27 protein-coding genes, 1 pseudogene and 1 riboswitch are annotated in these 24,229 nt (G+C 41.1%); of the genes and pseudogenes, 23 read left to right on the top strand and 5 right to left on the bottom strand.

Annotation, left to right across the window (positions count from 1 at the left end; all coding sequences use genetic code 11):
- Positions 1–8 precede the first annotated feature (8 nt).
- Positions 9–893, bottom strand: coding sequence for a DUF1002 domain-containing protein (locus MKY83_RS11035; protein WP_342487363.1), 885 nt, complete (start codon positions 891–893; stop codon positions 9–11).
- Between the two features lie 320 nt (positions 894–1,213).
- Between MKY83_RS11035 and MKY83_RS11030 the strand changes: the two genes are divergently transcribed.
- Positions 1,214–1,651, top strand: coding sequence for a peptidylprolyl isomerase (locus tag MKY83_RS11030; protein ID WP_003215505.1), 438 nt, complete (start codon positions 1,214–1,216; stop codon positions 1,649–1,651).
- A gap of 36 nt (positions 1,652–1,687) precedes the next feature.
- Here MKY83_RS11030 and MKY83_RS11025 read toward each other — a convergent pair whose 3' ends face one another.
- Positions 1,688–2,944, bottom strand: coding sequence for an MFS transporter (locus MKY83_RS11025; RefSeq protein ID WP_065098329.1), 1,257 nt, complete (start codon positions 2,942–2,944; stop codon positions 1,688–1,690).
- A 250-nt stretch (positions 2,945–3,194) separates the two neighbouring features.
- On the opposite strand from MKY83_RS11025, the gene MKY83_RS11020 reads away from it, so the two are divergent.
- From MKY83_RS11020 to MKY83_RS10990, 7 genes and pseudogenes are all read left to right on the top strand, one after another.
- On the top strand, positions 3,195–3,776 hold the full coding sequence (locus MKY83_RS11020; RefSeq protein ID WP_065098328.1) for a TetR/AcrR family transcriptional regulator: 582 nt from the start codon (positions 3,195–3,197) through the stop codon (positions 3,774–3,776).
- A gap of 156 nt (positions 3,777–3,932) precedes the next feature.
- Positions 3,933–4,166, top strand: coding sequence for a DUF2164 domain-containing protein (locus tag MKY83_RS11015; RefSeq protein ID WP_003215556.1), 234 nt, complete (start codon positions 3,933–3,935; stop codon positions 4,164–4,166).
- A 224-nt stretch (positions 4,167–4,390) separates the two neighbouring features.
- A complete protein-coding gene (locus MKY83_RS11010; RefSeq protein ID WP_003215701.1) occupies positions 4,391–4,735 on the top strand; it encodes a hypothetical protein in 345 nt (114 codons plus the stop codon).
- Positions 4,736–4,838: 103 nt separating this feature from the next.
- A riboswitch (FMN riboswitch) is annotated at positions 4,839–4,980 on the top strand.
- A gap of 254 nt (positions 4,981–5,234) precedes the next feature.
- Positions 5,235–5,885, top strand: a complete 651-nt coding sequence (ribE, locus tag MKY83_RS11005; RefSeq protein ID WP_065098326.1) for a riboflavin synthase — start codon at positions 5,235–5,237, stop codon at positions 5,883–5,885.
- Between the two features lie 11 nt (positions 5,886–5,896).
- Positions 5,897–6,475: pseudogene (gene ribB, locus MKY83_RS11000) on the top strand (3,4-dihydroxy-2-butanone-4-phosphate synthase); the annotation flags it as partial.
- 74 nt (positions 6,476–6,549) lie between these two features.
- The gene (gene ribE, locus MKY83_RS10995) at positions 6,550–7,014 is read left to right on the top strand and encodes a 6,7-dimethyl-8-ribityllumazine synthase (protein ID WP_012010433.1); all 465 of its coding nucleotides are present in this window, start codon (positions 6,550–6,552) and stop codon (positions 7,012–7,014) included.
- 113 nt (positions 7,015–7,127) lie between these two features.
- Positions 7,128–7,481 (top strand): GNAT family N-acetyltransferase, encoded by a 354-nt coding sequence (locus tag MKY83_RS10990; RefSeq protein WP_003215830.1) that lies wholly within the window; start codon positions 7,128–7,130, stop codon positions 7,479–7,481.
- Between the two features lie 24 nt (positions 7,482–7,505).
- Here MKY83_RS10990 and MKY83_RS10985 read toward each other — a convergent pair whose 3' ends face one another.
- The gene (locus MKY83_RS10985) at positions 7,506–8,030 is read right to left on the bottom strand and encodes a DUF309 domain-containing protein (protein ID WP_044141077.1); all 525 of its coding nucleotides are present in this window, start codon (positions 8,028–8,030) and stop codon (positions 7,506–7,508) included.
- Between the two features lie 92 nt (positions 8,031–8,122).
- Positions 8,123–8,215 (bottom strand): YjcZ family sporulation protein, encoded by a 93-nt coding sequence (locus MKY83_RS10980; RefSeq protein WP_012010430.1) that lies wholly within the window; start codon positions 8,213–8,215, stop codon positions 8,123–8,125.
- A 208-nt stretch (positions 8,216–8,423) separates the two neighbouring features.
- Between MKY83_RS10980 and MKY83_RS10975 the strand changes: the two genes are divergently transcribed.
- The 15 genes from MKY83_RS10975 to MKY83_RS10905 all read left to right on the top strand — a co-directional run bounded on the left by MKY83_RS10975 (position 8,424) and on the right by MKY83_RS10905 (position 22,432).
- Complete coding sequence (locus MKY83_RS10975) at positions 8,424–9,182, top strand: segregation/condensation protein A (protein WP_106067109.1); 759 nt, start codon at positions 8,424–8,426, stop codon at positions 9,180–9,182.
- Complete coding sequence (gene scpB, locus MKY83_RS10970; protein WP_034661126.1) at positions 9,172–9,765, top strand: SMC-Scp complex subunit ScpB; 594 nt, start codon at positions 9,172–9,174, stop codon at positions 9,763–9,765. Before MKY83_RS10975 ends, scpB begins: the two co-directional genes overlap by 11 nt.
- Positions 9,766–9,878: 113 nt before the next feature.
- Positions 9,879–10,358: a YpuI family protein gene (locus MKY83_RS10965; RefSeq protein ID WP_065098324.1), complete on the top strand. Its 480-nt coding sequence runs from the start codon at positions 9,879–9,881 to the stop codon at positions 10,356–10,358.
- 311 nt (positions 10,359–10,669) lie between these two features.
- Positions 10,670–11,821, top strand: coding sequence for a D-alanyl-D-alanine carboxypeptidase family protein (locus MKY83_RS10960; RefSeq protein WP_065098323.1), 1,152 nt, complete (start codon positions 10,670–10,672; stop codon positions 11,819–11,821).
- Positions 11,809–12,396: a nucleoside recognition domain-containing protein gene (locus MKY83_RS10955; RefSeq protein WP_012010425.1), complete on the top strand. Its 588-nt coding sequence runs from the start codon at positions 11,809–11,811 to the stop codon at positions 12,394–12,396. The genes MKY83_RS10960 and MKY83_RS10955 overlap by 13 nt, the downstream gene beginning before the upstream one ends.
- 4 nt (positions 12,397–12,400) lie before the next feature.
- Entirely contained in the window at positions 12,401–12,937 is a 537-nt protein-coding gene (locus MKY83_RS10950) for a spore maturation protein (protein WP_003216139.1), read from the top strand.
- Between the two features lie 137 nt (positions 12,938–13,074).
- On the top strand, positions 13,075–13,809 hold the full coding sequence (rluB, locus tag MKY83_RS10945) for a 23S rRNA pseudouridine(2605) synthase RluB (RefSeq protein WP_065098434.1): 735 nt from the start codon (positions 13,075–13,077) through the stop codon (positions 13,807–13,809).
- A 90-nt stretch (positions 13,810–13,899) separates the two neighbouring features.
- A complete protein-coding gene (locus MKY83_RS10940; RefSeq protein WP_106067107.1) occupies positions 13,900–14,430 on the top strand; it encodes a thiol-disulfide oxidoreductase ResA in 531 nt (176 codons plus the stop codon).
- A 1-nt stretch (position 14,431) separates the two neighbouring features.
- Positions 14,432–16,111 (top strand): cytochrome c biogenesis protein ResB, encoded by a 1,680-nt coding sequence (locus tag MKY83_RS10935; protein WP_106067106.1) that lies wholly within the window; start codon positions 14,432–14,434, stop codon positions 16,109–16,111.
- Entirely contained in the window at positions 16,095–17,273 is a 1,179-nt protein-coding gene (gene ccsB, locus MKY83_RS10930) for a c-type cytochrome biogenesis protein CcsB (RefSeq protein WP_050943828.1), read from the top strand. Before MKY83_RS10935 ends, ccsB begins: the two co-directional genes overlap by 17 nt.
- An 87-nt stretch (positions 17,274–17,360) precedes the next feature.
- Positions 17,361–18,083 carry a response regulator transcription factor gene (locus tag MKY83_RS10925; RefSeq protein WP_003215596.1) on the top strand — a complete coding sequence of 241 codons (723 nt, stop codon included), beginning with the start codon at positions 17,361–17,363 and terminating at the stop codon, positions 18,081–18,083.
- A complete protein-coding gene (locus MKY83_RS10920; RefSeq protein ID WP_003216141.1) occupies positions 18,080–19,861 on the top strand; it encodes an ATP-binding protein in 1,782 nt (593 codons plus the stop codon). Before MKY83_RS10925 ends, MKY83_RS10920 begins: the two co-directional genes overlap by 4 nt.
- Before the next feature lie 202 nt (positions 19,862–20,063).
- A complete protein-coding gene (gene sigX / locus MKY83_RS10915; protein WP_003215976.1) occupies positions 20,064–20,672 on the top strand; it encodes an RNA polymerase sigma factor SigX in 609 nt (202 codons plus the stop codon).
- Complete coding sequence (locus tag MKY83_RS10910) at positions 20,584–21,687, top strand: sigma X negative regulator (protein WP_065098318.1); 1,104 nt, start codon at positions 20,584–20,586, stop codon at positions 21,685–21,687. The genes sigX and MKY83_RS10910 overlap by 89 nt, the downstream gene beginning before the upstream one ends.
- A gap of 100 nt (positions 21,688–21,787) precedes the next feature.
- A complete protein-coding gene (locus tag MKY83_RS10905; protein WP_106067104.1) occupies positions 21,788–22,432 on the top strand; it encodes a M23 family metallopeptidase in 645 nt (214 codons plus the stop codon).
- 35 nt (positions 22,433–22,467) lie between these two features.
- On the opposite strand, the gene serA is transcribed toward MKY83_RS10905, so the two are convergent.
- Positions 22,468–24,042, bottom strand: a complete 1,575-nt coding sequence (gene serA, locus MKY83_RS10900; protein ID WP_044141087.1) for a phosphoglycerate dehydrogenase — start codon at positions 24,040–24,042, stop codon at positions 22,468–22,470.
- Between the last annotated feature and the right edge of the window lie 187 nt (positions 24,043–24,229).

The following is a 24,229-nucleotide window of genomic DNA, read 5'->3' as shown; positions in this document are numbered from 1 at the left end:
TTAATGACTTATTTTCCTCCAGTAAATACAGAGACGATCGCGTTCCAAATAGAGACAAAGAAATCCCAAATCTTTTGAAGTAGGTTTTTCCCCTCATCTGATTCTATGAATTTCGTAATCTTGTCTTTTGCTTTATCGATTTGAGATCCTACCTGGTTCCAATCGATATTGATGTTCTTCATTTTATCGAATAGAGAAATAAGCTGATCCTTTTGATCTTGCGTTAGATTTAAGTTTAAATCAGAAGCAGCCTGATCCACTTTTTCTTCTACTTCTTTTTTTGTTTTAGGGACACCATTTTTCGCAATGTCATCCTTGATTTTTGCGATAAGGGCAGAAGCATTGTCTTTCCCGATAGAGTCACCCAATTTAGACGTTGTCACAAGCTCTTCGTTTGCTACCTGCTTCACATCTTCTGGAATGGCTTTGTCGCTAGACACTTCATAGGCTTTTAATAAACCTGTCAGTGCGGCTGTACCAGAAACTTCAAACGGTGCAGTCACAACAACCTTAGCATCCTTGACACCGGCTGTCATTAAAGCATTTAAATACATCTCATCTGTAATGGTCTTGATGTTATGTGTATCCACAGTCAGACCAGTACCTGATTTTTCAATGGTGATAGATGAAGATGATAATGCTCTCGTCCCGATAGAAGAACGGGGGATATACTTTCCTAAATATTCATGCTCTTCTTTATTGGTTACTTCAATTTTTGTCGCATTTTCAGGTGGATTCAACTCGTCAAGCACCTTTTGGCGATCAGCCGGAGTTAAGTCTTGCCCAAGTGTGACGATGACATCGCCGACAGCTGCATCCGCTAAGCTGACTTTTGGCGCACCAATGAGGAAAAGGAGCGCTGCCATCATACTAAGCATTGATTTTTTAAACATGTTGACCTCCTTCAAGTCGAAAGGGTTCCTCTTTCAAGAGAAACTCATCTTTTGAGTACACGTAAAGAAATGTACTCCATCATATAGACGTAACAAATCGATTCGACGTTTCAATTTTCTTTTTAAGATGTTTTCCTTTTCCAAAAAATAAAGACATGTTGCTCATTCTGTCACCAATTTAATAGGAAAAAAGGATCAAGCTCTTCTATTGTATCAATCCTAAGAAAAGAGGTAAATCACAATCAAGAGCAGGGGATGTTTAACATGACCGAAAATGTGCTATAATGAGCGTTGTTTAACCTGAAAGGAGAATGTGAAAAATGGCGAAAAAAGGATACATACAACTAACGAATGGTAAGAAACTTGAGTTTGAACTATACCCAGAGGCTGCTCCAGGTACAGTAGCAAACTTTGAAAAATTAGCGAATGAAGGCTTCTACGATGGATTGAAATTCCACCGCGTTATCCCAGGCTTCGTAAGCCAAGGCGGCGATCCAAACGGTAATGGAACTGGTGGTCCTGGTTACACAATTAAATGTGAAACAGAAGGGAATCCACATCAACACGAAAGAGGTTCATTATCAATGGCGCATGCTGGTAAAGACACGGGCGGTAGCCAATTCTTTATCGTCCATGACCCGCAGCCGCACTTAAACGGTGTTCACACTGTTTTTGGCAAAGTAACATCTGGTATCGAGGCTGTTCTAGATATGGAACAAGGCCAAGGAATGGAAAAAGTCGAAGTTTTCGATGCTTAATCCAAAACACCGCTTAAACGCGGTGTTTTTTTATTATCAATCTGATTTTACGGTTATTTGTTCCGTGAGGCGGTAGGTGATGAACCAATATAAAAGGGCAATGGCGCTGACAGAGGCGCCAAATAAACATACTCCGCTCCAGCCATTGTTTGCGTATATGCTAGTGGAAGCAATGGAACCAGTCGCACTGCCGATGGAGTAAAAAATCATATAAGCAGCAGTGAGCCGGCTTCTCGCCTCAGGCAGCACTGTGAAAATCATACTTTGGTTGGTCACATGTACGGCCTGCACAGATAGGTCAAGAATAATAATACCGATGATTAATAAAATAAGTGAATATTCAGTGAAAAAGATAAAAAACCATGAAACGAATAATAGGACAAGGGCTATACAAGTTGTTAATTGTCCTAAGCCTCGATCAGCAAGGCCTCCAGCCCGAGCCGCGCCTAATGCACCAGCAACTCCGGCAAGACCAAATGCACCAATCGCCGTATGTGAAAGATTGTATGGCGAGCTGCTGAGAGGCAGCACGAGCGAAGTCCACAACGTGCCAAACACGATAAAGATCAGTAAACCCAGAATGCCTCGGATGCGAAGAATTCGTTCTTGTCTGAACAATGTAAACATTGAAGCGAGCAGCTTCATATAGGATATAGACGCTCTCTTGCTGGCAGTGCGCGGGAGATACCGGTATAACACAGCGGTTATGATGAGCATCATAACCGCAGACACGAGATAGACTGACCTCCAGCCGGCGAGATCAGTTAGTACACCAGCAAACGTTCGTGCGAGAAGAATACCAATCACAATGCCACTTTGAACCAAGCCCACGATACGGCCTCGTTCTTCAGGAGCAGCCCATGTCGCTGCGAACGCTACGAGTACCTGAGTGACCACAGCAAGCATGCCGACGGCAGCCAGCCCTATAAACAGGACGGTGGCAGTAGGGGCGATGCCGACTAGAATCAGAGATAACACGGATACTAGCATCTGAGCCATGATGAGCCGCCTTTGATTGAACAGATCACCAAGTGGTACGATCAGTACCAGTCCTAGTGCATAACAAAGCTGAGTAATCGTAATGACGATGCCAATGGATGAATAGGAGATGCCAAACTCGGATGCGAGGGAGTCTAATAACGGTTGTGCAAAGTATATGTTTGCAACTGCCATCCCGCAGGCTGACGCAAAAAGCAGAACCATATAGCGAGTCATCGCTTGTTTCGGTTTGTTTTGTAAATGAGTCGTTTCTAATTCAAGATGTTCTATGGAAGTGATTTTTTCTTTCACCATGCATGTCGTCGTCTCCTTTTGTACTAAAAAGTATAATATACTGATCGGTATATTATGATTCTGGTTAAGGATAACCAACAAAACATTTTAAAGTCAATACTTTCATCTTGAAAGAGGAAGGCAATTTGACAATCATACGTCGATAAAATAAAATTATAATATACCGATTGGTAATCAAATAGAGAATAATATCAAAAAATAGATGTCTGACTTTGTGAAGAAATTTTAATGTTGAAATGAGGAATTGCTGATGGTTCGACAACGGGAATTTGACAAGGAAAAAGCGTTGGATGAGGCAATGGTGCTTTTTTGGGAAAAGGGGTATAGGGCCACTACATTAAGTGATTTGACTGAAAAAATGGGAATACAGCGGCCAAGTTTATACTCAGCGTTTGGAGATAAAGAGGAATTATTTGAGGCCGCATTACGCAAATATACAAAGCAGCATGCTGCTCATATTCGAACAAAACTTCAAAACAATCTTTCTGTCAAGGAAGCATTTCATGCATTATTTGCAGATTTAATAGACGAGGAATATAGAGATGGTCCGAGTAAAGGGTGTTTTTGCATCAATACAATAGTGGAACTTGCGCCACACGAAGAGAAATTTGAAATTCTTACAAGAGAGCATCAGATGTATCTTTCCGTCATTTTCGAAGAAAGAATTGTTCAAGGTATTCGCTCGGGTGAGCTCAAAAGAAGCCTGAATGCTAAAGCTTTAGCACAAACACTGGTCGTTTCTTTCATTGGACTGACCGTCCTCATGAAATCTCGTCCAGAGCGTTCATTTGTAGATCATTCTGTAGCGACGATACTTTCCATATTAAAATAATGACAACATGCTATGGCATCCTCCTACTATAAGAGTGATGGACAAAATTCGATTTTGTGATATGATAAGAGAACAAACATTCGTATTTGTGGGTGTCGCCACATTGTCAGTACAAATCTAAAAAGCGGGTCATGCTGAAAGAAAGCAGGAGATAATTTGAAACCATTAACAAAAGAAGAAAAAAATCAAATGATGATTGCCATTCAGCGTTATTTTGCCGAAGAACGAGAAGAAGAAATTGGTGAATTAGCAGCCATCAATATACTAGAATTTATCACAAAAAACCTTGGAAGCTATTATTATAATCAAGGGGTTCGTGACAGCCGGAACATCGCTGTTCAGAGATCGCAATTGTTAGAGGAAGATTTATTCGCACTCGAAAAAAGATGATCATTAATGATGTGTACCTTGCTAACCGATAAAGAGGAAAGAGACCCCCTTAATAAAGAACGCATATTCGTATCATATGTAATGATGAAAAGGTGGAACCAAAGGTCCATCTCAATCGTTATATAAGTAACCATTAATGGAAATCAGCTTTTTTGGTTTTATTTCATCAAAAGAAGGAATAAAACATACAAATAGGCGAAGTGCAGATGATGGAGGTTCTAAATATGGGGAAAATTAAATTGAAAATGGCCATCTTATTTGTTTTACTGCTTTGTTTAGGTGCAGGTTATTTATACATGAATGGCATGAAAATTGAAGATGTGCCAACAGCCATTGGTGAAAGCTTAACAAATAATGATAAAGATTATACCATCTATGAATATACCATTACGAAAATTGACGGAGATGAATATTACGGTCAAGCAAAAAACGGCACAAAAATCATTTTTAGTGGAAAGAAATTCGAAGATGATGTGGCCGACTTGAAGAAAGGTGATCGTATTAAAGCCTACTTTAGTAATGAAAAGAGAATAGATGGTCTTATAAAAGTAGTAAAAGTCGTTAATTAACAAGTCTCCTTTCCTATAAGGAGGCTTTTTTGTGAGAAATCTTGATTGTTGCATTTGACAACAAGGATCGCTATAATAGCCCCAAGGACAGCTAAATATCGATTGTATCCTTCGGGGCAGGGTGAAAATCCCGACCGACGGTAATAAAGCAAATGCTTTACAGCCCGTGACCCGTTAATTTATTAACGGTTGATTCAGTGAAAAGCTGAAGCCGACAGTGAAAGTCTGGATGGGAGAAGGATAAAGAAAGCTATGAACAAAAAATATTTGTTGATCATAGTTTTATTTCTGATGCAAAAAAGCCAAAGCCCCGGAATTTATTCCGGGGCTTTCTGTATGTACATGTAGTTAATAGACCGGCATGCAGTGTTTATTAGGTGATCCCTCATCTACCTTGTATGGACCATAAAAAGCGACGAAGGTGCTCAATCGATCACATGTCCCTAACATCGCTTTTTTATAAAGTGAGAAATACAAATGAAAAGAAAGGGAGGATCACATGTTTACGGGGATAATTGAAGAAGTAGGCACGGTTCAGTCATTAAGCAAAAAGTCAGCAGATGCCATGGAAATTGTCATTCAGTGCAGCCGTGTGCTAGAAGATGTTCACCTTGGAGACAGTATTGCGATCAATGGTGTATGTCTTACAGTCACAAGCTTTACAAAAGCACAGTTCACAGCAGATGTGATGCCAGAGACGGTCAAAGCGACATCACTGGATCAGCTGACATCAGGCAGTCCAGTGAATTTAGAGCGGGCCATGTCCTCGAATGGACGATTCGGCGGTCATTTTGTCTCAGGACATGTTGACGGGACAGCAGTCATTACCCGAATAGAAAAGAAAAGTAATGCCATTTACTATGATTTAGAGATGGAAAAGACCCTCACAGATATGCTCACGCAAAAGGGTTCGATCGCAATAGATGGTGTCAGCTTAACCATTTTCGATTTGCAAGATTCACACGTCACAGTCTCTATTATTCCCCATACGCTTGAAGGAACTATTTTCCCGACTAAATCTATGGGAGAGATCGTGAATATAGAGTGTGACATGATCGGTAAATATATTTATCGCTTTTTAACAAAAGAACAAGGCGAAAAGCAGCCATCCCGATTGACCCCATCATTTTTAAAAGAGCACGGATTCTAGGAGGCGATTGTATGTATCATTCAGTAGAAGAAGCAGTAAATGCTCTAAAAGAAGGAGAAATCATTATCGTTGTGGATGATGAAGACAGAGAAAACGAAGGAGATTTTGTGGCACTTGCTGAGCATGCCACGCCTGAAGTGATTAACTTTATGGCTTTACATGGAAGAGGCCTCATTTGTACACCGGTCCATGCGTCGATTGCCAAACACCTGAACCTGCATCCAATGGTAGAAGAAAATACAGATGCTCACCATACAGCATTTACAGTGAGCATTGATCATGTAAAAACGACGACTGGTATTAGTGCTTTTGAGCGCTCTACGACTATGCTTGCCATGTTAAATAAAGACGCAACACCAGAAGAATTTGCCCGCCCAGGTCATGTATTTCCGCTCATTGCAAAAGAAGGCGGTGTACTAGAAAGACCAGGTCATACGGAGGCGGCAGTAGATCTTGCGAAACTGGCAGGTTCAGAGCCAGCGGGTGTCATATGTGAAATTATGAATGTAGATGGCTCAATGGCGCGCGTTCCAGAACTAAAAGAGATCCAAAAACAGCACGGTTTAAAAATGCTGACAATAGAAGCATTGCAGACCTATTTAAATAATAAAGAAACAGCAACGATCGAAACAAAATAAAAATCACAAAAAAGGATGATCAACATATGAATACAATACAAGGGCATGTAGTAGCAGAAGGACTAAAATTTGCAATTGTCGTCGCAAGATTTAATGACTTTATTACAAGTAAACTGCTTGATGGAGCAGAAGATACATTGCTCAGACACGGAGCAAACGGTGACGATATTGATGTCGTGTGGGTACCGGGTGCTTTTGAAATTCCGTACATGGCAAAAAAACTCGCTGAAACAGAGAAATACGATGCCGTCATTACACTTGGAACTGTAATCCGGGGCGCAACAACTCACTACGATTATGTTTGTAATGAAGCCGCTAAAGGAATTGCTCAAAGTGCCATGTCAACAGGGGTACCGATTATCTTTGGTGTACTAACAACAGAATCCATTGAACAAGCTATCGAAAGAGCCGGTACAAAAGCTGGAAATAAAGGCAGCGAATCGGCTGCAGCTGCCATTGAAATGGCGAATCTCAACCGTACCTTTCGTTAATTTAGTGAAAAAGAGTTTAAAAACGGTATAAAAATGTTTATAATGTGTGATGAGCAAATGATTCGTGAGACATTTGCTGGACATAAGGATAATTTGAATATTGAGGGGTATATATGTTAATTCGTTATAAGAGGTCTTTTGAAAAAATTGCCATGGGGCTACTCTCCTTCATGCCGGGTGAGAAAGACGTCAAACAGCTTCAGCAGACGATGAAGTCATATGAAATGGATGAAAATCGGCAGCTGTTCCTTTGGAAAGATGGCGAGGATATCGTAGGTGCTATTGGTGTGTTGAAAACAGACGACCAAGTACAAATCGAGCATATTAGTGTGAATCCATCCCATCGAGATCAAGGAATCGGCAAGGAAATGGTTTTAGCCGTGGAAGAGGTATTCAAAACCAAAACACTCATTCCAAATGAATTAACGCAAGGCTTCTTTCATAAGTGTCACAGCGAAACAAACTAAATATCACACATGTAAAAGCAGAGGCTACAGTCCTCTGCTTTTTTTACGTTCGATTTGCTTTTTTCGTTCAAGCAATACATCTGTCCGGTCACGCAGTCTATGTTTTTCGATCAAAAATGTGTGGGATAAGTTGCTCTCCTGACCAAAGATCAGTCCTTCTTTTTGAGCCGTTTCTTGGCATAGAGACAGGAGCGCTTCATCTTTAATCGGGAGCATCACACTTTCGTAGGGCATGTCTTCAGCCATTTTCTTCTTCAGCGTTCTCAGAAGTTTGAGAAACGCCTCATCATCCAGACCGAGGTTCGATAATACGGGCCGGTTTGCTTCCAGCAAGTGGAGGCTATTTGAAATGAGCCGTTTTGCACCTTTTCCATTTCCCCGTCTTTGATGATACAAAGCAACGGCAAGCTGAATGAAGCCAACCCAATATTCTTTGCGCTGCTCAGGCGGGTCTTCCTTCCAATACTCCTCAAGAATTTCATGACACTCAAAATAATCTCTTGTCGTATGAAATTCATGTAAAAAAGCCACGTACGCTTCAGGATACACAGTGGTCATCTCCTTTTCCACTCTCAGTCTAACATATTGAAAAGAAAAGAAAAGAAGAAAGAGCGCCCTTCGTGAAAGGACGCTCTGTTTCTTTAATAAACCCAAGCCGCGCCAACGATGATCAGCAAGATGAAAAGCACGACAATAAGCGCGAAACCTCCGCCAAAGTTATAGCCATCTCCCATAATGATACGGCCTCCTTTTTCATCAGTTCTGTTTACAATGGTATTCTATGTATAAATGCCCTGAGTGGTATGGGCGAAACCACTATTTTTCTTATTTCGCCTAGGACATCATGGTCGAAATTATATTGGACGAGAGCTTTATCCTGTCTTATACTAAAGGTTAGCCGGTGAAACGGTACTTAGAAGACAGTAGAAATGGTGAGAAAAAATGCTGGAATATCAGGTGAAAATAGATTCGTTTGAAGGTCCTTTGGACTTGCTTTTACATTTAATCAACCGGTTGGAAATTGATATTTATGATATTCCCGTTGCTAAAATTACGGAGCAGTATTTATTATATGTGCATACCATGAGGGAGCTTGAACTTGATGTGGCAAGTGAATATTTGGTGATGGCTGCAACCCTCCTGAGTATTAAAAGCAGAATGCTCCTTCCGAAACAAGAGGAAGAGCTATTTGATGAAGACCTGCTTGAAGAGGAAGAGGACCCTCGAGAAGAGCTGATTGGCAAACTGATTGAATACCGAAAGTATAAAGATGCAGCACAAGAACTAAAGGAACGCGAGGAAGAAAGGCAAAATGCCTTTACAAAACCTCCGAGTGATTTAAGCGAATTTGCAAAAGAATCGGAAGCGAAGGACACAAACCTGCATGTCACGGTGTATGATATGTTAGGTGCGTTCCAAAAGGTATTGAACCGAAAGAAAATAACGAAACCAGCACCATCTAGGATTACAAGACAAGAAATCCCGATTGAAGACAAAATGAATGAGATTATGAAACATTTAAAAAAAACGAAAAAGCGGACCAATTTCATGACTCTATTTCAACATGATCAAAAGGAGCACCTTGTCGTGACGTTTCTTGCTGTTCTTGAATTGATGAAAAGTCATCAAATCATGTTAGAGCAGGAAGGAAACTTTGAAGACATTTATATAATAGGGAGTGAAACGATTCATGACGCTTGATATCGTGAATTGGAAAGCCATCATAGAAGCGCTGCTTTATGCAGCAGGTGACGAAGGCTTAACAAAAAAACAGCTCATGTCTGTTCTTGAAGTAGAAGAGGCAGCGTTACTCGACATGATGTCTGCCGTAAAGGAAGAGTATCAAAAACAAGAACGTGGAATTGAGCTCATTGAATATGCAGATTCTTATATGCTGCTGACGAAAAAGGAATACAGCATTTATTTGAAAAAATTAGTCGAGACCCCATCCAAAGGTTTGTCTCAAGCAGCACTTGAAGTACTCGCAATCGTTTCTTATAAACAGCCGATCACACGCAGTGAGGTAGAAGAAATCAGAGGAGTCAAATCAGAGCGGGTGCTCCATAGTTTAGTAGCCAAAGCGCTGCTCTGTGAAGTTGGACGTGCCGATGGCCCTGGGCGAGCAATTCTTTATGGGACAACACCTACCTTTTTAGAGCAGTTTGGCTTAAAGGCATTGGATGAATTACCGCCGCTTCCAGAGAATGTGGAAGCAGATGGTGTACAAGAAGAAGCTGATCTATTTTTTGAAAACTTCAATCAAACATTTGAAGAAATAAAATAGTTCAAAAGAATGAAAAATGTATGATAAAATATAAAAAAGATTTTAGGTCTAACATCTATTGATGTCAGATAAAATGGTCATAAAGCCATGAGGGGAAGGTAAACACAAAACAAATGGCACATATGAATGTAAAGGCTCAAGTTGATCAAGCAGGCGTCTTTTTATCAAAGGTTGCAACTGAAATGAATGGTTTTCTGAACGAAGCTACCTTATCAAGTATGAAACGATTAAACCCTGAAGCGGAAGCCTATTATTGTGACATATTGAATACATTACGGAAGCTTGCAGTGTACAGCGAGGATGCAGCGGCAATTTGCAGGAAAATCAGCCAGCAACAGACATTCCCGCAGCAAGCCGCGCAGCAGACGCTTCACCGTATTTATCATCAATGTATTGAAGAGTTTTTCACGCCGAAAAAGGATACATGGTATGAAGACAGCCGTTCCGCATATACAGGAAAGAGCAGCATTGTTTTCCACCATGAAGTATCCGCTGAGATCAAACGATTATTTTCTTCATTAGAAAAAGATTTTTTAGCGATGAGAGAAGAGCTAGAATATACGACATCTCATCAGCAAATGAAAATGGTATAAGCAAGAGGAAAAAGCGTCTCTACATATAGAGACGCTCAGCGTGTAGACAAACCCTCGCATTCGTTGTCAGGTCTGCGCACTGGTGCTCACGAATGTTCAATTCGCTCCGCGCCAGTGCTCGCCCTTCCTAGACTTCAAAGGTTTTCAATCACGCTGAAAAGAAGACAAAGGGCTAAAATAAAGATCATTTTAACCCTTTGTCAACTATCTAGGCGTCTCTACATATAGAGACGCTTTTTTTATGGACGAGGCATCATAACTTTTTCAGCCGCGCATACACTTGTACAAAACGGACAAGGACGTGAATGAACATGCCCTATTTAAAAATTGGAACAGCAGTCCTTCTTCTATTTACACTCTTACTGCCTTTTTCCTCACATGCCAAAGCAGATATGTCATTATCGGTGAGTGCAAGAAGCGCCATTTTAATAGATGGACAGTCAGGCAGAGTCCTATTTGGAAAGGACGAGCATGAAAAAAGAAGAATCGCCAGTATTACGAAAATTATGACGGCAGTATTAGCCATTGAATCAGGAAAAATGAAAGACACCGTCAAAGTATCAAAGCGCGCGATTCAAGCAGAGGGCTCATCGATTTATTTAAAAGAAGGGCAGAAGGTGAGCCTAGAAGACTTGACATACGGACTTATGCTGCGTTCTGGAAATGATGCAGCTGTTGCCATTGCAGAGCATGTGGGCGGCAGCTTAGAAGGATTTATTTTTATGATGAATCAAAAAGCATCTGAACTAGGAATGGAGAATACGAATTTTCAAAATCCGCATGGACTCGATGATCATAAACATCATTATTCATCAGCCTATGACATGGCTATCTTAACAAAATACGCCATGGAGCATAAACAATATCAAAAAATTGCGGGCACGACTTTCTATAAAGCGAAAACGATGGAAGGCTATTGGAAAAATAAAAACAAGCTACTCACCGGATTATACAAATATTCAACTGGTGGGAAAACGGGGTATACGAAGCTTGCAAAACGGACACTTGTCTCTACTGCGGCAAAAGGGGATGCGGCGCTGATCGCTGTGACCATTAATGCGCCAGATGATTGGAAGGATCATATCTCTATGTTTGAATATGCATTTGATCACTATAAAACATACGAACTTGCTGAAAAAGGAAGACTCGCTTCATTAAAAGGAACCTTTTACGAAAAAAAGGCATTTATCAAACGTGATGTGGACTATTTTTTAAATGAAGATGAGAAAAAACTAGTAGAAATTGAAACGGAAATGCTTACTCCTCAAAAGAAGTGGAAAAAAAACGCCGAAACCATCCCAGATGTTGTAGGGCAAATGACGTTTTTATTAGATGGTCAGGTGATCGAGCAAGTACCGATTTTTTATGAAAATAAACGAAATCGAATGCCTCAAAAAAGCTTCCAAGAAATGTTTAAGTCTGTCTTTCAGACATCTATAGGCGGATCTTCATGGTCAATCTAATTTGGGTATTCCTCACTGTCATCGGTCTTGTGTATGCGATGTTCAACGGAACGATGGAGGAAGTAAACGAAGCTGTATTTAAGGGCTCAAAAGAAGCAGTGACCATTTCAATTGGTTTGATTAGTGTCCTCGTTTTTTGGCTCGGACTGATGAAGATTGCAGAAGAGGCTGGTCTGTTAAATTTCTTTAGTAAATTGTGCCGTCCCTTTATTTCAAAGCTATTTCCGGATATTCCGCCTAACCATCCCGCGATGGGATATATTTTGTCCAACCTTATGGCGAATTTCTTTGGGCTCGGGAATGCCGCTACACCGCTTGGGATTAAGGCGATGGAGCAGATGAAAGCATTAAACGGCGGGAAAAATGAAGCAAGCCGGTCCATGATTACATTTTTAGCGGTCAACACATCCTCTATCACACTCGTGCCAACAACCGTCATTGCGATTAGAATGACCTATGGTGCAGATCAGCCAACAGACATTGTAGGACCAACCATTTTGGCGACACTCATTTCAGGAATCGGTGCCATTCTCATTGATCGCTATTTCCACTATCGCAGAAGCAGGCGGGGGTGATCTCGTGTCATTTATTAACTGGCTGTCACTTGCTTTGATCCCACTGATCATCGCAGGAATTTTAATTGCGGGGACCATTAAAAAGGTACCGACCTATGAAACATTTGTTGAGGGCGGGAAAGAAGGTATTCAAATTGCCTTTTCAATTATTCCTTATTTAGTCGGCATGCTCGTGGCCATTACGATATTCCGCGCGTCTGGTGCGCTTGATTTTGTCATGGGACTGTTAAAACCCGTGTTTACAGCGATCGGCTTCCCGGCAGAAGTGGTGCCGCTTGCGTTTATTCGTCCGATATCTGGCACGGCTGCACTCGGGATGACATCAGACCTCATTGCGACATATGGACCAGATTCTTTTATCGGACAGCTCGCAGCTGTCATGCAAGGGTCAACTGATACCACTCTCTACATTTTAACGGTCTATTTTGGGGCAGTCGGTATTAAAAAAATGGGAGATGCGCTGAAAGTAGGTCTGTTAGCGGACCTCATTGGAATCATTGCATCTGTCATCATCGTCAGTTTGTTATTTAGCGGCGCCTAAAGAGGCGCTTTTTTGTCTTTCAATGGATGGGAAATTGCTTTTTAGCTGAAATTAAACAGACGAATCGCTTATTTTTCCACGAATGCTTGTTTGTTTTAAGTCAAGCAAGTAAGATAGTACATGAGGTGAAAGACAAAATGGAACGTTTACAGAAAGTAATTGCACATGCCGGCGTCGCTTCTAGACGAAAGGCAGAAGAATTAATTAAAGAAGGACGAGTTACCGTTAATGGTAAAACAGTGACAGAGCTCGGAGTAAAAGTGGGCTCTTCAGATAAAATTGAAGTCAACGGATTAAAGCTTGAAAGAGAAGAACCGGTTTACTTTATGCTTTATAAACCGCGCGGCGTCATTTCAGCTGCCGAGGATGATAAAGGACGTAAGGTTGTCACAGATTTCTTTGATGACATCCCGCAGCGCCTTTATCCAATCGGCCGCTTAGATTATGATACGAGCGGTTTGATTTTAATTACAAATGACGGGGAATTTGCCCATAAGCTCATGCATCCGAAATACGAAATTGATAAAACATATGCAGCGAAGCTAAAAGGCATCCCATCAAAGGAATTGCTTAGAAAGCTAGAAAAAGGGATTATGTTAGATCATAAAAAGACTGCACGTGCTCGTGCCAAGATGCTTTCTATCGATAAACGAAAGCAGACATCTATTGTTCAATTAACCATTCATGAAGGCAGAAACAGACAAGTGCGCCGCATGTTTGAAGCGATCGGTCATGATGTGTTAAAGCTAAAAAGAGAGCAATATGCGTTCCTTCATATTGAAGGTATGAGACCAGGAGACCGCAGAGAATTAACACCGCATGAAGTAAAGCGCCTGAGAGCAATTGCAGATCACGGGAAAAGCGCTTTTTAATTTTCACATAAACTTCAAAAAATGAAGAAGCATCAAAAGAAGGAGAATGCTATAATTTACCTGAATGTCTATGGGGAAGGGGTACTTCAGATGAAAAAAAGACGGTTTTTCATAAGGACGGGCATTCTCCTCGTGATGCTTGCTGCACTATGTTATACCATGTATAACTCAGTATTTGCCAAACAGGATCGGGTCAAAGAAGGATCTATTGCGCCAAACTTTGTCCTTCAATCTGTGGATGGGGAACGGATTGAACTAAAGGACTTAAAAGGCAAAGGCGTCTTTCTTAATTTTTGGGGGACCTGGTGTGGTCCGTGTAAACAAGAATTTCCTTACATGGCAAATCAATATGAAGTGTTCAAGGATCGCGGTGTGGAAATTGTTGCAGTCAATGTTGCAGAATCCAAGATTGCCGTGAAAAATTTTATGGAATCCTATGGCGTGAATTTTCCTATTGCCATGGACAAAGATCGTCAAGTAACAGAGGCATATGATATTGGACAACTACCAACCACGCTTTTAGTTAATCCTGAAGGCAGGGTAATCAAAGTCATAAAGGGAACCATGACAGAACGTCAAATCTATGATTATATGAATTTGATTAAACCAAAGGGGTCATAGAATGAAAGAGGTAAAATGCGAGTGTGGACATATTAATCCAATCGGTACTGTTTTATGTGAATCTTGCGGGAATCCTATTGCGACTAAAGAAAAAAACTCTTCAAAGCTGCTTGATATGAGATATGACGGCAGTGCGAGACGCTCGCAAACATACAACAAAACGATTGTTGATAAAGTATGGAACTTTTTTTCTTCCGTTAAGGTGGGTGTGTGGCTGATTGTCATCACACTGCTTGCTTCCTCATTAGGAACGATTTTTCCGCAGGAGCGATTTATTCCGCCAGGTGCATCTGCTTCCACCTATTATGAAGAGCAATATGGGTCGTTTGGCAAGCTGTATTACATACTTGGATTCCATGATCTTTATAATTCTTGGTGGTTTTTAGCTTTAGTTGCATCCATCGGAATCTCCCTTGTCATTTGCAGTCTCGATCGGGTTATTCCTCTTTATCGAGCACTCAAAAACCAAGGGGTTATCAAAAAAGAAGGCTTTATGAGAAGACAGCGTCTGTTCAGTGAGACAGATAAAACGTTAGATCAGCATACATATGAAGGCATCAAGAAAGCAATGAAACAAAAGCGTTACCGCGTGCGAGAAGAAAACGGACATATTTTAGCGGAAAAAGGCCGCTTCTCACGCTGGGGCCCTTACGTCAATCACATTGGACTAATCATCTTTCTCATTGGATCAATGCTCCGGTTTGTCCCAGGCATGTATGTGGATGAAACGCTGTGGGTTAGAGAGGGTGAAACTGCCCCAATTCCAGGCACAGATGGTCAATATTTTTTGAAAAATAATGCATTTTCAATTGACCGCTATGAAACTGGAAATGAAAAAGAAGTGTTTGAGAATGCGATTGAAAGAGCTGGCGACGGTCAAGTAGTGAAAAGTTATAAAACCGATGCCACTTTATACAAACGTGAAGGGGAAGTTGTGTTTGGTGAAAAGCCCAAGCTGAAGCAGGTATCAGAACACGATATTAAAGTGAACGAACCGCTCAAGTTTGATCAATTCTCACTATATCAAGTGGATTTTAAACAAAATGAACTCGATCAAATGGTCTTTCAGCTGATTCGTAAAGATACAGAAAAATCTTTCGGAACAGTGAAGATTAATTTGCTGGAGCCTAAGTCAGAATATGATCTTGGTAGCGGTTACAAAGTCAAAGTGATGAGCTATCTCCCTGATTTTTATTTTGACGATGATGGAACACCGAGTACGAAAACAAGGAATCCAAATAATCCTGCTTTCGTGTTTGAAATGGTTTCTCCTGAAAAGCCTAAAGGTGAAAAAAGCTTTGTGGCGATTCAAGAGACAGTAGAGGGCTCTGATAATAACCTATATAAAATGAAGTTTGATCGAGTGGAAACGAAAAACGTCACGGGATTGACGGTGAGAAAAGATTTAACTCTTGGGGTGCTCATCGTAGGCGGGATCATCTTCATGATTGGTGTCGTGCAGGGGATGTATTGGCAGCATAGAAGAATTTGGCTGTCTGCAAAGGATGGAAAAGTATTTGTGGCAGGACACACAAACAAAAACTGGTTTGGCTTAAAGTCTGATCTTGGCGTGTTACTAAGTGACAGTGGCATCAAACAGCCAGTTGATCAAAAAGAACTGCCTGATACAACAAGTATCAGCAAAAGCAAGGGGGAAGGATTAGATGGCAGCAGTCAGTGAAAACCTGTTATTTGCAGCTTTTCTATTGTATTTAGCGGCAGTTCCTTTTTTTGGTGGTGCCATTAAAGGAAAAAAGAAAGTTGATGGACCGCGCAGGAATAAGGCGGCACTTATCGGCATTACGCTCACCATCATCGGTTTTTTAAGTCAATTTGGCTACTTTATTTCAAGGTGGATGGCGTCTGGTCATGCACCAGTCAGTAACTTGTTTGAATTCACAACGGCTTTTGGCATGATGCTTGTGCTCGCATTCATCATTTTATATTTTGTGTATCAAGTGTCGGTACTTGGTTTATTTACACTTCCAATCGCTTTATTGATTATTGCCTATGCAAGTATGTTCCCGTCTGATATATCACCGCTAATTCCTTCATTACAAAGTAATTGGCTTTATATTCACGTGACAACAGCAGCACTAGGGCAAGCCATTTTAGCGATCAGCTTTGTGGCAGGTGTCATCTTCTTATTAAAGCATGTCGATCAAACAAAGCCAGGGAAGAAGACATTTGGTTTGGAGCTCGTCATGTTTATGATTGTTGTTACACTTGCATTTATCGCAGTCACGTCCATCTTTAGAATGACAGGATACGAAGCAAAATTTAATTGGGTCGATAAAAATAAAGAGGAAAGTGTGATGGTCTATGAGCTCCCGGCTCTAGTTGGACCTCATAAAGGAGAGCTTGTGACGCAAGATCGTTTGGAACCGTTTGTTGATTTGCCGCCTGTTTTTTCAGGAAGAAAGGTCAATACGGTGTTATGGTCATTCGGCACGGGGCTGATTTTGTATGGACTGATTCGCTTGATCATTCGCAAACGACTGAGCGCTCTGCTTCAACCGCTCGTGAAACAAGTGAACCTAGATTTAGTCGATGAAATTGGATACAGAGCTGTTTCCATTGGTTTCCCTGTATTTGCGTTAGGCGGGCTCATTTTTGCAATGATTTGGGCGCAAATTGCATGGACTCGGTTCTGGGGCTGGGACCCGAAGGAAGTATGGGCTTTGATTACGTTTCTCTTTTATGCAGCCTACCTTCATCTTCGCTTATCCAGGGGCTGGCATGGCGAAAAGTCCGCTTGGTTAGCTGTCATCGGATTCGCCATCATTATGTTTAATCTCATCTTTGTCAATCTTGTGATTGCAGGGCTTCATTCTTACGCGTAATCACATGAAAAAGGCCAACTTTTTATGAATCGATTCGGCTTTTTGTTAAAATGAATGTAACAACGGAGAAAGCAGGAGGATTGTCTAATGGAACACACAACTCAAACGAAAATATTAGTCGTAGATGATGAGGCAAGAATTCGCCGCCTTTTAAAAATGTATTTAGAACGTGAAAATTATGAAATCGATGAAGCTGAAAATGGAGATGAGGCTATTCAAAAAGGACTCCAAACAGATTATGATCTCATTTTGCTCGATTTAATGATGCCTGGCACAGATGGGATCGAAGTGTGTAATCAAATTCGAGACAAAAAAGCGACTCCAATCATTATGCTGACGGCAAAAGGAGAAGAAGCCAACCGCGTGCAAGGGTTTGAAGCAGGTACGGATGACTACATCGTCAAACCTTTTAGCCCACGTGAAGTTGTTTTACGTGTGAAGGCATTGCTCAGAAGGTCTTCTCAAACGTCTTATCTCAATACTGGTACAACAACAAAAGATGTACTTGTGTTTTCTCATCTTTCAATTGACCACGACGCGCATAGAGTGACAGCTGATGGCAAAGAAGTCAGTCTCACGCCGAAGGAATATGAGCTTTTATATTTCCTTGCGAAAACACCGGATAAGGTTTATGACAGAGAGAAGCTGTTAAAAGAAGTATGGCAGTATGAATTCTTTGGAGACTTGAGAACAGTCGATACTCACGTCAAACGACTTCGCGAAAAGCTGAATAAAGTGTCACCAGAAGCTGCGAAAAAAATCGTGACGGTATGGGGTGTCGGGTACAAATTTGAGGTCGGCGCTGAATGAAACTGTGGAAAAGTGTCGTTGGAAAGCTATGGTTAACCATTCTCTTCCTCGTCCTAATCGTTTTATCTATTTTAACCGTGCTTCTTTTAGAGTTTATTGAAAATTACCATGTAGAAGAAGCAAAGTCAGATTTAACGCAAATGGCAAATAAAGTGGCGGTCATTTTAGAAAGCCACGACGATCAATCGCTCGCAAGGTCGATTACATCAGAGCTTGCTGACAAATTGACGAGTATTGCGATTATCCAAGAGGACGGGCTAGAGTGGTATTCGTCTGAAAAAGACGGGAAGCTTCCTGCGATTACAAAGAAACAAATTGAAGCAGACGGTGATTTGAATCAAGCGCTAAAAGATCGTAAAAAAATCAGTAAACGTGCAGAACCAAATGCAGGCAATCATAAAGATGAACGAATTGTTGTCGGTGTTCCATTTGAGGCAAACGGAAAAAAAGGCATGGTCTTTCTTTCTCAATCATTACTTGCGGTAGAGCAAACAACAAAACATACGACGCGTTATATCTTCCTAGCAGCCGGAATTGCCATTGTTCTGACCACTATATTCGCTTTCTTCTTATCAACACGTGTCACCTATCCTCTTAGAAAGATGAAAGAGGGAGCACAGGATCTGGCGAAAGGGAAATTTGATACAAAGATTCCTATATTAACGCAAGACGAAATTGGAGAACTGGCCATCGCCTTTAACCAAATGGGCAAGCAGCTTAAATTTCATATCACAGCTTTAAATCAAGAAAAAGAGCATTTGTCCAATATTTTAAGCAGTATGGCCGATGGTGTGATCACCATCAATATTGATGGAACGATCCTCATGACGAATCCTCCTGCAGAACGATTCTTGCAGGCATGGTATTACGAGCAAAATATGAAGATCAAAGATGGAGATGAACTGCCTCCAGAAGCGAGAGAACTATTTCATACAGCCGTCAGTACGGAAAAAGAGCAAATGATTGAAGTCACACTGCAAGGACGTACTTGGGTTCTTCTCATGTCTCCGCTTTATAATCAGCAGGACGTTAGGGGAGCAGTTGCGGTCCTTCGTGATATGACAGAGGAACGAAGACTTGATAAGCTGAGAAAAGACTTCATTGCCAATGTCAGTCATGAACTTCGTACTCCAATTGCAATGCTGCAAGGATATAGTGAGGCGATTGTAGATGATATTGCTGGCTCAGAAGAGGAAAAGAAAGAGATTGCGCAAATTATTTACGACGAATCACTTCGAATGGGACGTCTTGTGAACGATCTTCTAGACCTAGCGAGAATGGAAGCTGGCCATATTACACTTAATCTTGAATCAACAGATACAGAAGAGCTGACCGAGAAGATTTACCGCAAGTTTCTTGGCATAGCAAAAGAAAAGCAAGTTGATCTCACATATGACATTCAAGTGGATGAACCGTACTTTGTACTCGATCCGGATAAGATTGAACAGGTGTTTACGAATCTCATTGATAACGCGATTCGTCATACACCAGAGGGCGGAGAGGTTCACTTCTCGGTTCAATCGGTGGAAAGCGGTTTGAAAATGGATGTGAAAGATTCAGGAAGCGGAATCCCAGAAGAGGATCTGCCATTTATTTTCGAACGTTTCTATAAAGCGGATAAGGCAAGAACAAGAGGGCGTTCTGGTACTGGACTTGGCCTTGCGATTGTGAAGAACATCGTAGAAGCACATCAAGGTTCCATTCATGCACATAGCAAAGCGGGTACAGGTACACACTTTACCTTTTATATTCCGAGAAAAAAGCAGGAACTCGTCTAATCCTGACGAAGAATCTTGTTACATGAGAAACACTTCTTTTCGAAAGAAAAAGAAGTGTTTTTTTTATTTTCATATTTTTAAGGAGAAGTTAAACAAAAAGCCCTTCCCAAATTGTCGAACTTGTAATATATTTGTCATAAAGTTGTAATGTAACGTTTTGTAAGAGTCACTCGACAAAAATAAGTGAACGGAGGGGTTTCCTATGCATGAAACCTTTCAAAAAATATATGATTCGTACCATCAAGATTTGTACCAGTTTTTATTTTATATGGTTAAAGATAAAAATCAGGCAGAGGATCTCGTTCAGGAGGTTTACATCCGGGTACTTCACTCATATAAAACTTTTGAAGGAAGAAGCAGCGAGAAAACATGGCTGTTTTCAATTGCAAGGCATGTGGCAATTGATTGGTTTCGCAAACAGCAAACCATTAGACAACGGGTACTCGGCACGTTTGATTGGGATAAGCAGGATGTTAAGGACCCAGACTTGCTCCCAGACGAACTGGCTGTACAAGATGAAAATGTAAAAGAAATCTATGCCGCACTTGATCAGTGCACGATTGATCAACGAGCTGTCATCATTTTAAGATTTATCCAGGGCTACTCAATCATGGAGACGGCAAAGGCGCTAAAGTTCTCGGAAAGCAAAGTCAAAACAACGCAGCACCGAGGCCTGAAAGTGCTCCGAAAACATATGGAGCTTTTGAAGGAGGAGCTAGTGAATGAAAACGAACAGGTCCGATTGGAGCGAAGAACGAATCAAGGTGTTACTAAGTCAGCTTCCAAAGGTGGAGGACAACCGTTCATCTAAGCAGATATACCAGCAGATGCTGATGGCAAGCGGGCAGAAAAAGAAAAGTGCCAAATGGATCGGTCCAGCGGTCGCAACCGTTGTGGTTTTATTTATGGCGTTTTTAATTTCTCCTCATTTATTTCAGCCGGCTGCTCAAGATCAGCAAATGAAAATGGATTCAAGTGCTGACAAAAGTCAGGTGAACGCCACATTAGAGGCGGTCAAACAGACAGATGGGCCCTCACACGTTGTGTCTCGTAAGCAGCAGCAAAAGTATATGACCATCGCATACATAGATGAATCAACCTCTCAAGTGGTTCCAATTAGCATTGAAAAAGAGGATGAGTATGATCATTTGCAGGATATGGTGAACACATATGAGCAGGTGCAGCTGCCTGAAATGACAAAACCTCTTCAATCTTATATGGATATGGTGGACCTTCGCGAAAAAGGAGATACACTTATTTTTCAATTAAAAAGTGATTTGTCCCTTGATACGTTAAAAGAAGCCAACCGGTTTAAAGATATGGTAAAAGAAACGCTAAAATGGAGCAGGTATAAGCAGGTGCAAGTCAAGACAGCCAAAGGGTCTCACCTTCAATTAGGAGCAAATGGACGCATTGGAACAATATCGATTGAAAAACAAACAAAACACGCTTATTATGTTTTAGAGAATAAGAGCGGGACTTTTTTGGTGCCTTCAAAAACGCACTATTCATCGTATGAAGATGCGGTAGAAGCTATGAAGCGTACAAGCGATGCAGGACTTGATCCACTAATTAAAGACGAACCGATTAAAGAAGTGACGTCTAAAGGAAAACATGTGACCATTACGTTTGGAGCATCAGCGCAATTATCGGACTCAAATGATCATATTTTACTTATTGAAGGTCTGCTGCTCTCAGCGAAAGATTTTGGTTTTACAGAGGTCACCATTCAACAGGCGGGAACAGATCAAGTTGGTCCGTATGAATTAGAAGAACCGATAGAGGTGCCGGCTCTGCCGAATCCAGTTGTCATAAAAGACCGTTAAAGGACGCGAGAAATTGCGTTCTTTTTTGATGTATAGAAAATAGCTTCCTTGCTGTATACTAAGCTGTCATAAAAAGAACCTCAAAGAAGGGGAGTCACTGATGAAAAGGTATTGCTTCATATGTGCCAGCTGTTTTTTGATGGTCTTTTCGCCTGTTGCTCATGCACAGGAAACAAGCGAATGGGTGGAGCCGATAAAAGGAGAAGTCACAGATTTGTTTGGGACAAGAGGCGGCTCGCACAAGGGATTAGATATAGCTGCGCCAGAAGGAGAATCCATCTTTGCTGCAAGTGAAGGTGTGGTCTCGCGTTCGTATGTATCTGCTACATATGGCGAGGTTGTGTTTATTCAGCATCCAAATGGATATGAAACCGTCTATGCACATTTACACGAGCGTTTTGTTAAAAAGGATGACCATGTAGAAGCAGGACAGCCGATCGGCATTATCGGCAACACAGGGGCGTCTAGAGGCACTCATTTGCATTTTGAGGTGCACAGGGGTCATTGGTCAGTCAGCAAAGAAGATGCGGTAGATCCACTCACAATCATTGCAGTGGATCGCTTCCAAGAGCCGGCTCTACATGTAAACGGACAAGAGAACAATACATATCTCATTAAACAAGGAGATACCCTTTGGTCGATTGCAAAGGCGCATGAGATGACTGTGGAACAATTGAAGCAGATGAATGAGCTGACCACTCATCTCATCCGAACGGGAGATCGTTTAATGGTTTCAAAAAAATAAACCTCATGCATGTGCATGAGGTTTATCATGATTTTTTATAGGTCGATCAGACGGACAGAAAGTATATCTTGCACTTCGGTTAATTCTTTAACAATTTCGTCCTCGAGATGCTTGTCGAAAGAAAGCATCATAATGGCTTCGCCGCCTTTTTCTTTACGTCCTACCTGCATTGTCGCAATGTTAACATCATGATCGCCTAAAATTTGTCCAACCTTTCCAATTACACCAGGTGCATCAGTATGCTGGATGTAGACAAGGTGTCCATCTGGATAAAAATCAATATTAAATCCATTAATGGAAACAACGCGTTCTCCTAAATGCGGGATATAGGTTGCTTTTAGAGTAAAGGTTGAAAGGTCGCCTTTGACTTCAATAGAAATGCTGTTTTCGTAACCAGATTCGCTAGAAGAAATCTTTTCACTAAAGCTAATGCCGCGTTCTTTTGCCACCATTCCAGCATTGACTTCATTTACAGTCGAATCAACACGCTCTTTTAAAAAGCCTGACAGAAGACTTTTTGTAATAAAGGATGTTTCGAGTTTTGAAATAGAGCCTTCGTAAGAGATGCCTACTTCTTTTACCGGTTCTCTCATTGATTGAGAGACAAGACGTCCGAGCTTCCCTGCAAACTGATGATAAGGCTGAATTTTTTTGAACTCGTCTTTTGTCATCGCTGGTAGATTAATAGATGACATAACAGGGAGTCCTTTTGCAAATTGAAGTACTTCTTCAGATACTTGCGCCGCCACATTTAATTGTGCTTCCTTCGTCGATGCGCCAAGATGCGGAGTCGCAATGACGAGCGGATGGTCTACAAGCGGATTATCAGTAGGAGGTTCTACTTCAAATACATCGAGTGCAGCTCCTGCAACATGGCCGCTTTCAAGCGCTTCAAGAAGGTCGCGCTCGTCAATAATACCACCGCGTGCACAGTTCACTAGGCGAACGCCTTTTTTCGTTTTTGCAATTGTTTCTTTATTGAGAAGTCCTCTTGTTTCTTTTGTTAACGGGGTATGTACAGTGATAATATCTGATACTTCGAGTACTTCATCAAGTGATTTGGCGTTGACACCGATTTTTTCTGCGCGTTCCTTTGTCAGAAACGGGTCAAATACGTTGACTGTCATGCCAAATGCTCTTGCACGCTGGGCAATTTCGCTTCCGATTCTGCCAAGTCCAACAATCCCAAGAGATTTTCCATAAAGCTCTGCACCAACATAGGCACCTCTGTTCCATTCTTTTGATTTCACAGAAATGTTGGCTTGTGGAATATGACGCATGAGCGAAGAGATCATCGCAAATGTATGCTCAGCTGTGGAGATCGTATTACCGTTTGGTGCATTGATGACAATGACGCCATGCTTGGTTGCTTCATCAATATCAATATTGTCTACTCCCACACCGGCACGGCCGACAATTTTTAATGAAGTCATTTTTTCATAAAGCTCTTTGGTCACTTTCGTAGCACTTCTGACAAGTAAGGCATCAAATGTGTGTAATTCATCTTCTGCTTCTGTTACATTTTTTTGGACAATTTCAACAAAATCTGATTCTAAAAGTGGTAAAAGACCATCATTGCTCATCTTATCTGAGACTAATACTCGAAACATCGTAAGATTTCCTCCTAAAATAAACGTCATAAATATCTGATAATTTACCATATTCCTTTTCACTGTGTCAATCAAATTAAAGCAGTAAAGCGAAAAAGAAAACACGAACATTTCTTGGTGTCTTTATAAAGAATGGACACCTTTAAACAAAAGATAACCAATTTTTTCGTATTTGTCATTATAATTT

The organism is Bacillus sp. FSL M8-0266, assembly GCF_038613425.1.
GTDB classification, from domain to species: domain Bacteria; phylum Bacillota; class Bacilli; order Bacillales; family Bacillaceae; genus Bacillus; species Bacillus pumilus.
Note: the sequence above shows the minus strand (reverse complement) of the source record. Positions and strands in the feature narration are given on the sequence as shown.

Excerpts from the sequence above, each read along its gene's own strand:
- MKY83_RS11035 (WP_342487363.1), bottom strand. The coding sequence starts at position 893 with ATGTTTAAAAAATCAATGCTTAGTATGATGGCAGCGCTCCTTTTCCTC.
- MKY83_RS11030 (WP_003215505.1), top strand. The coding sequence starts at position 1,214 with ATGGCGAAAAAAGGATACATACAACTAACGAATGGTAAGAAACTTGAG.
- MKY83_RS11025 (WP_065098329.1), bottom strand. The coding sequence starts at position 2,944 with ATGGTGAAAGAAAAAATCACTTCCATAGAACATCTTGAATTAGAAACG.
- MKY83_RS11020 (WP_065098328.1), top strand. The coding sequence starts at position 3,195 with ATGGTTCGACAACGGGAATTTGACAAGGAAAAAGCGTTGGATGAGGCA.
- MKY83_RS11010 (WP_003215701.1), top strand. The coding sequence starts at position 4,391 with ATGGGGAAAATTAAATTGAAAATGGCCATCTTATTTGTTTTACTGCTT.
- ribE (WP_065098326.1), top strand. The coding sequence starts at position 5,235 with ATGTTTACGGGGATAATTGAAGAAGTAGGCACGGTTCAGTCATTAAGC.
- ribE (WP_012010433.1), top strand. The coding sequence starts at position 6,550 with ATGAATACAATACAAGGGCATGTAGTAGCAGAAGGACTAAAATTTGCA.
- MKY83_RS10990 (WP_003215830.1), top strand. The coding sequence starts at position 7,128 with ATGTTAATTCGTTATAAGAGGTCTTTTGAAAAAATTGCCATGGGGCTA.
- MKY83_RS10980 (WP_012010430.1), bottom strand. The coding sequence starts at position 8,215 with ATGGGAGATGGCTATAACTTTGGCGGAGGTTTCGCGCTTATTGTCGTG.
- MKY83_RS10975 (WP_106067109.1), top strand. The coding sequence starts at position 8,424 with ATGCTGGAATATCAGGTGAAAATAGATTCGTTTGAAGGTCCTTTGGAC.
- scpB (WP_034661126.1), top strand. The coding sequence starts at position 9,172 with ATGACGCTTGATATCGTGAATTGGAAAGCCATCATAGAAGCGCTGCTT.
- MKY83_RS10965 (WP_065098324.1), top strand. The coding sequence starts at position 9,879 with ATGGCACATATGAATGTAAAGGCTCAAGTTGATCAAGCAGGCGTCTTT.
- MKY83_RS10960 (WP_065098323.1), top strand. The coding sequence starts at position 10,670 with ATGCCCTATTTAAAAATTGGAACAGCAGTCCTTCTTCTATTTACACTC.
- MKY83_RS10955 (WP_012010425.1), top strand. The coding sequence starts at position 11,809 with ATGGTCAATCTAATTTGGGTATTCCTCACTGTCATCGGTCTTGTGTAT.
- rluB (WP_065098434.1), top strand. The coding sequence starts at position 13,075 with ATGGAACGTTTACAGAAAGTAATTGCACATGCCGGCGTCGCTTCTAGA.
- MKY83_RS10940 (WP_106067107.1), top strand. The coding sequence starts at position 13,900 with ATGAAAAAAAGACGGTTTTTCATAAGGACGGGCATTCTCCTCGTGATG.
- MKY83_RS10935 (WP_106067106.1), top strand. The coding sequence starts at position 14,432 with ATGAAAGAGGTAAAATGCGAGTGTGGACATATTAATCCAATCGGTACT.
- ccsB (WP_050943828.1), top strand. The coding sequence starts at position 16,095 with ATGGCAGCAGTCAGTGAAAACCTGTTATTTGCAGCTTTTCTATTGTAT.
- MKY83_RS10925 (WP_003215596.1), top strand. The coding sequence starts at position 17,361 with ATGGAACACACAACTCAAACGAAAATATTAGTCGTAGATGATGAGGCA.
- MKY83_RS10920 (WP_003216141.1), top strand. The coding sequence starts at position 18,080 with ATGAAACTGTGGAAAAGTGTCGTTGGAAAGCTATGGTTAACCATTCTC.
- sigX (WP_003215976.1), top strand. The coding sequence starts at position 20,064 with ATGCATGAAACCTTTCAAAAAATATATGATTCGTACCATCAAGATTTG.
- MKY83_RS10910 (WP_065098318.1), top strand. The coding sequence starts at position 20,584 with ATGAAAACGAACAGGTCCGATTGGAGCGAAGAACGAATCAAGGTGTTA.
- MKY83_RS10905 (WP_106067104.1), top strand. The coding sequence starts at position 21,788 with ATGAAAAGGTATTGCTTCATATGTGCCAGCTGTTTTTTGATGGTCTTT.
- serA (WP_044141087.1), bottom strand. The coding sequence starts at position 24,042 with ATGTTTCGAGTATTAGTCTCAGATAAGATGAGCAATGATGGTCTTTTA.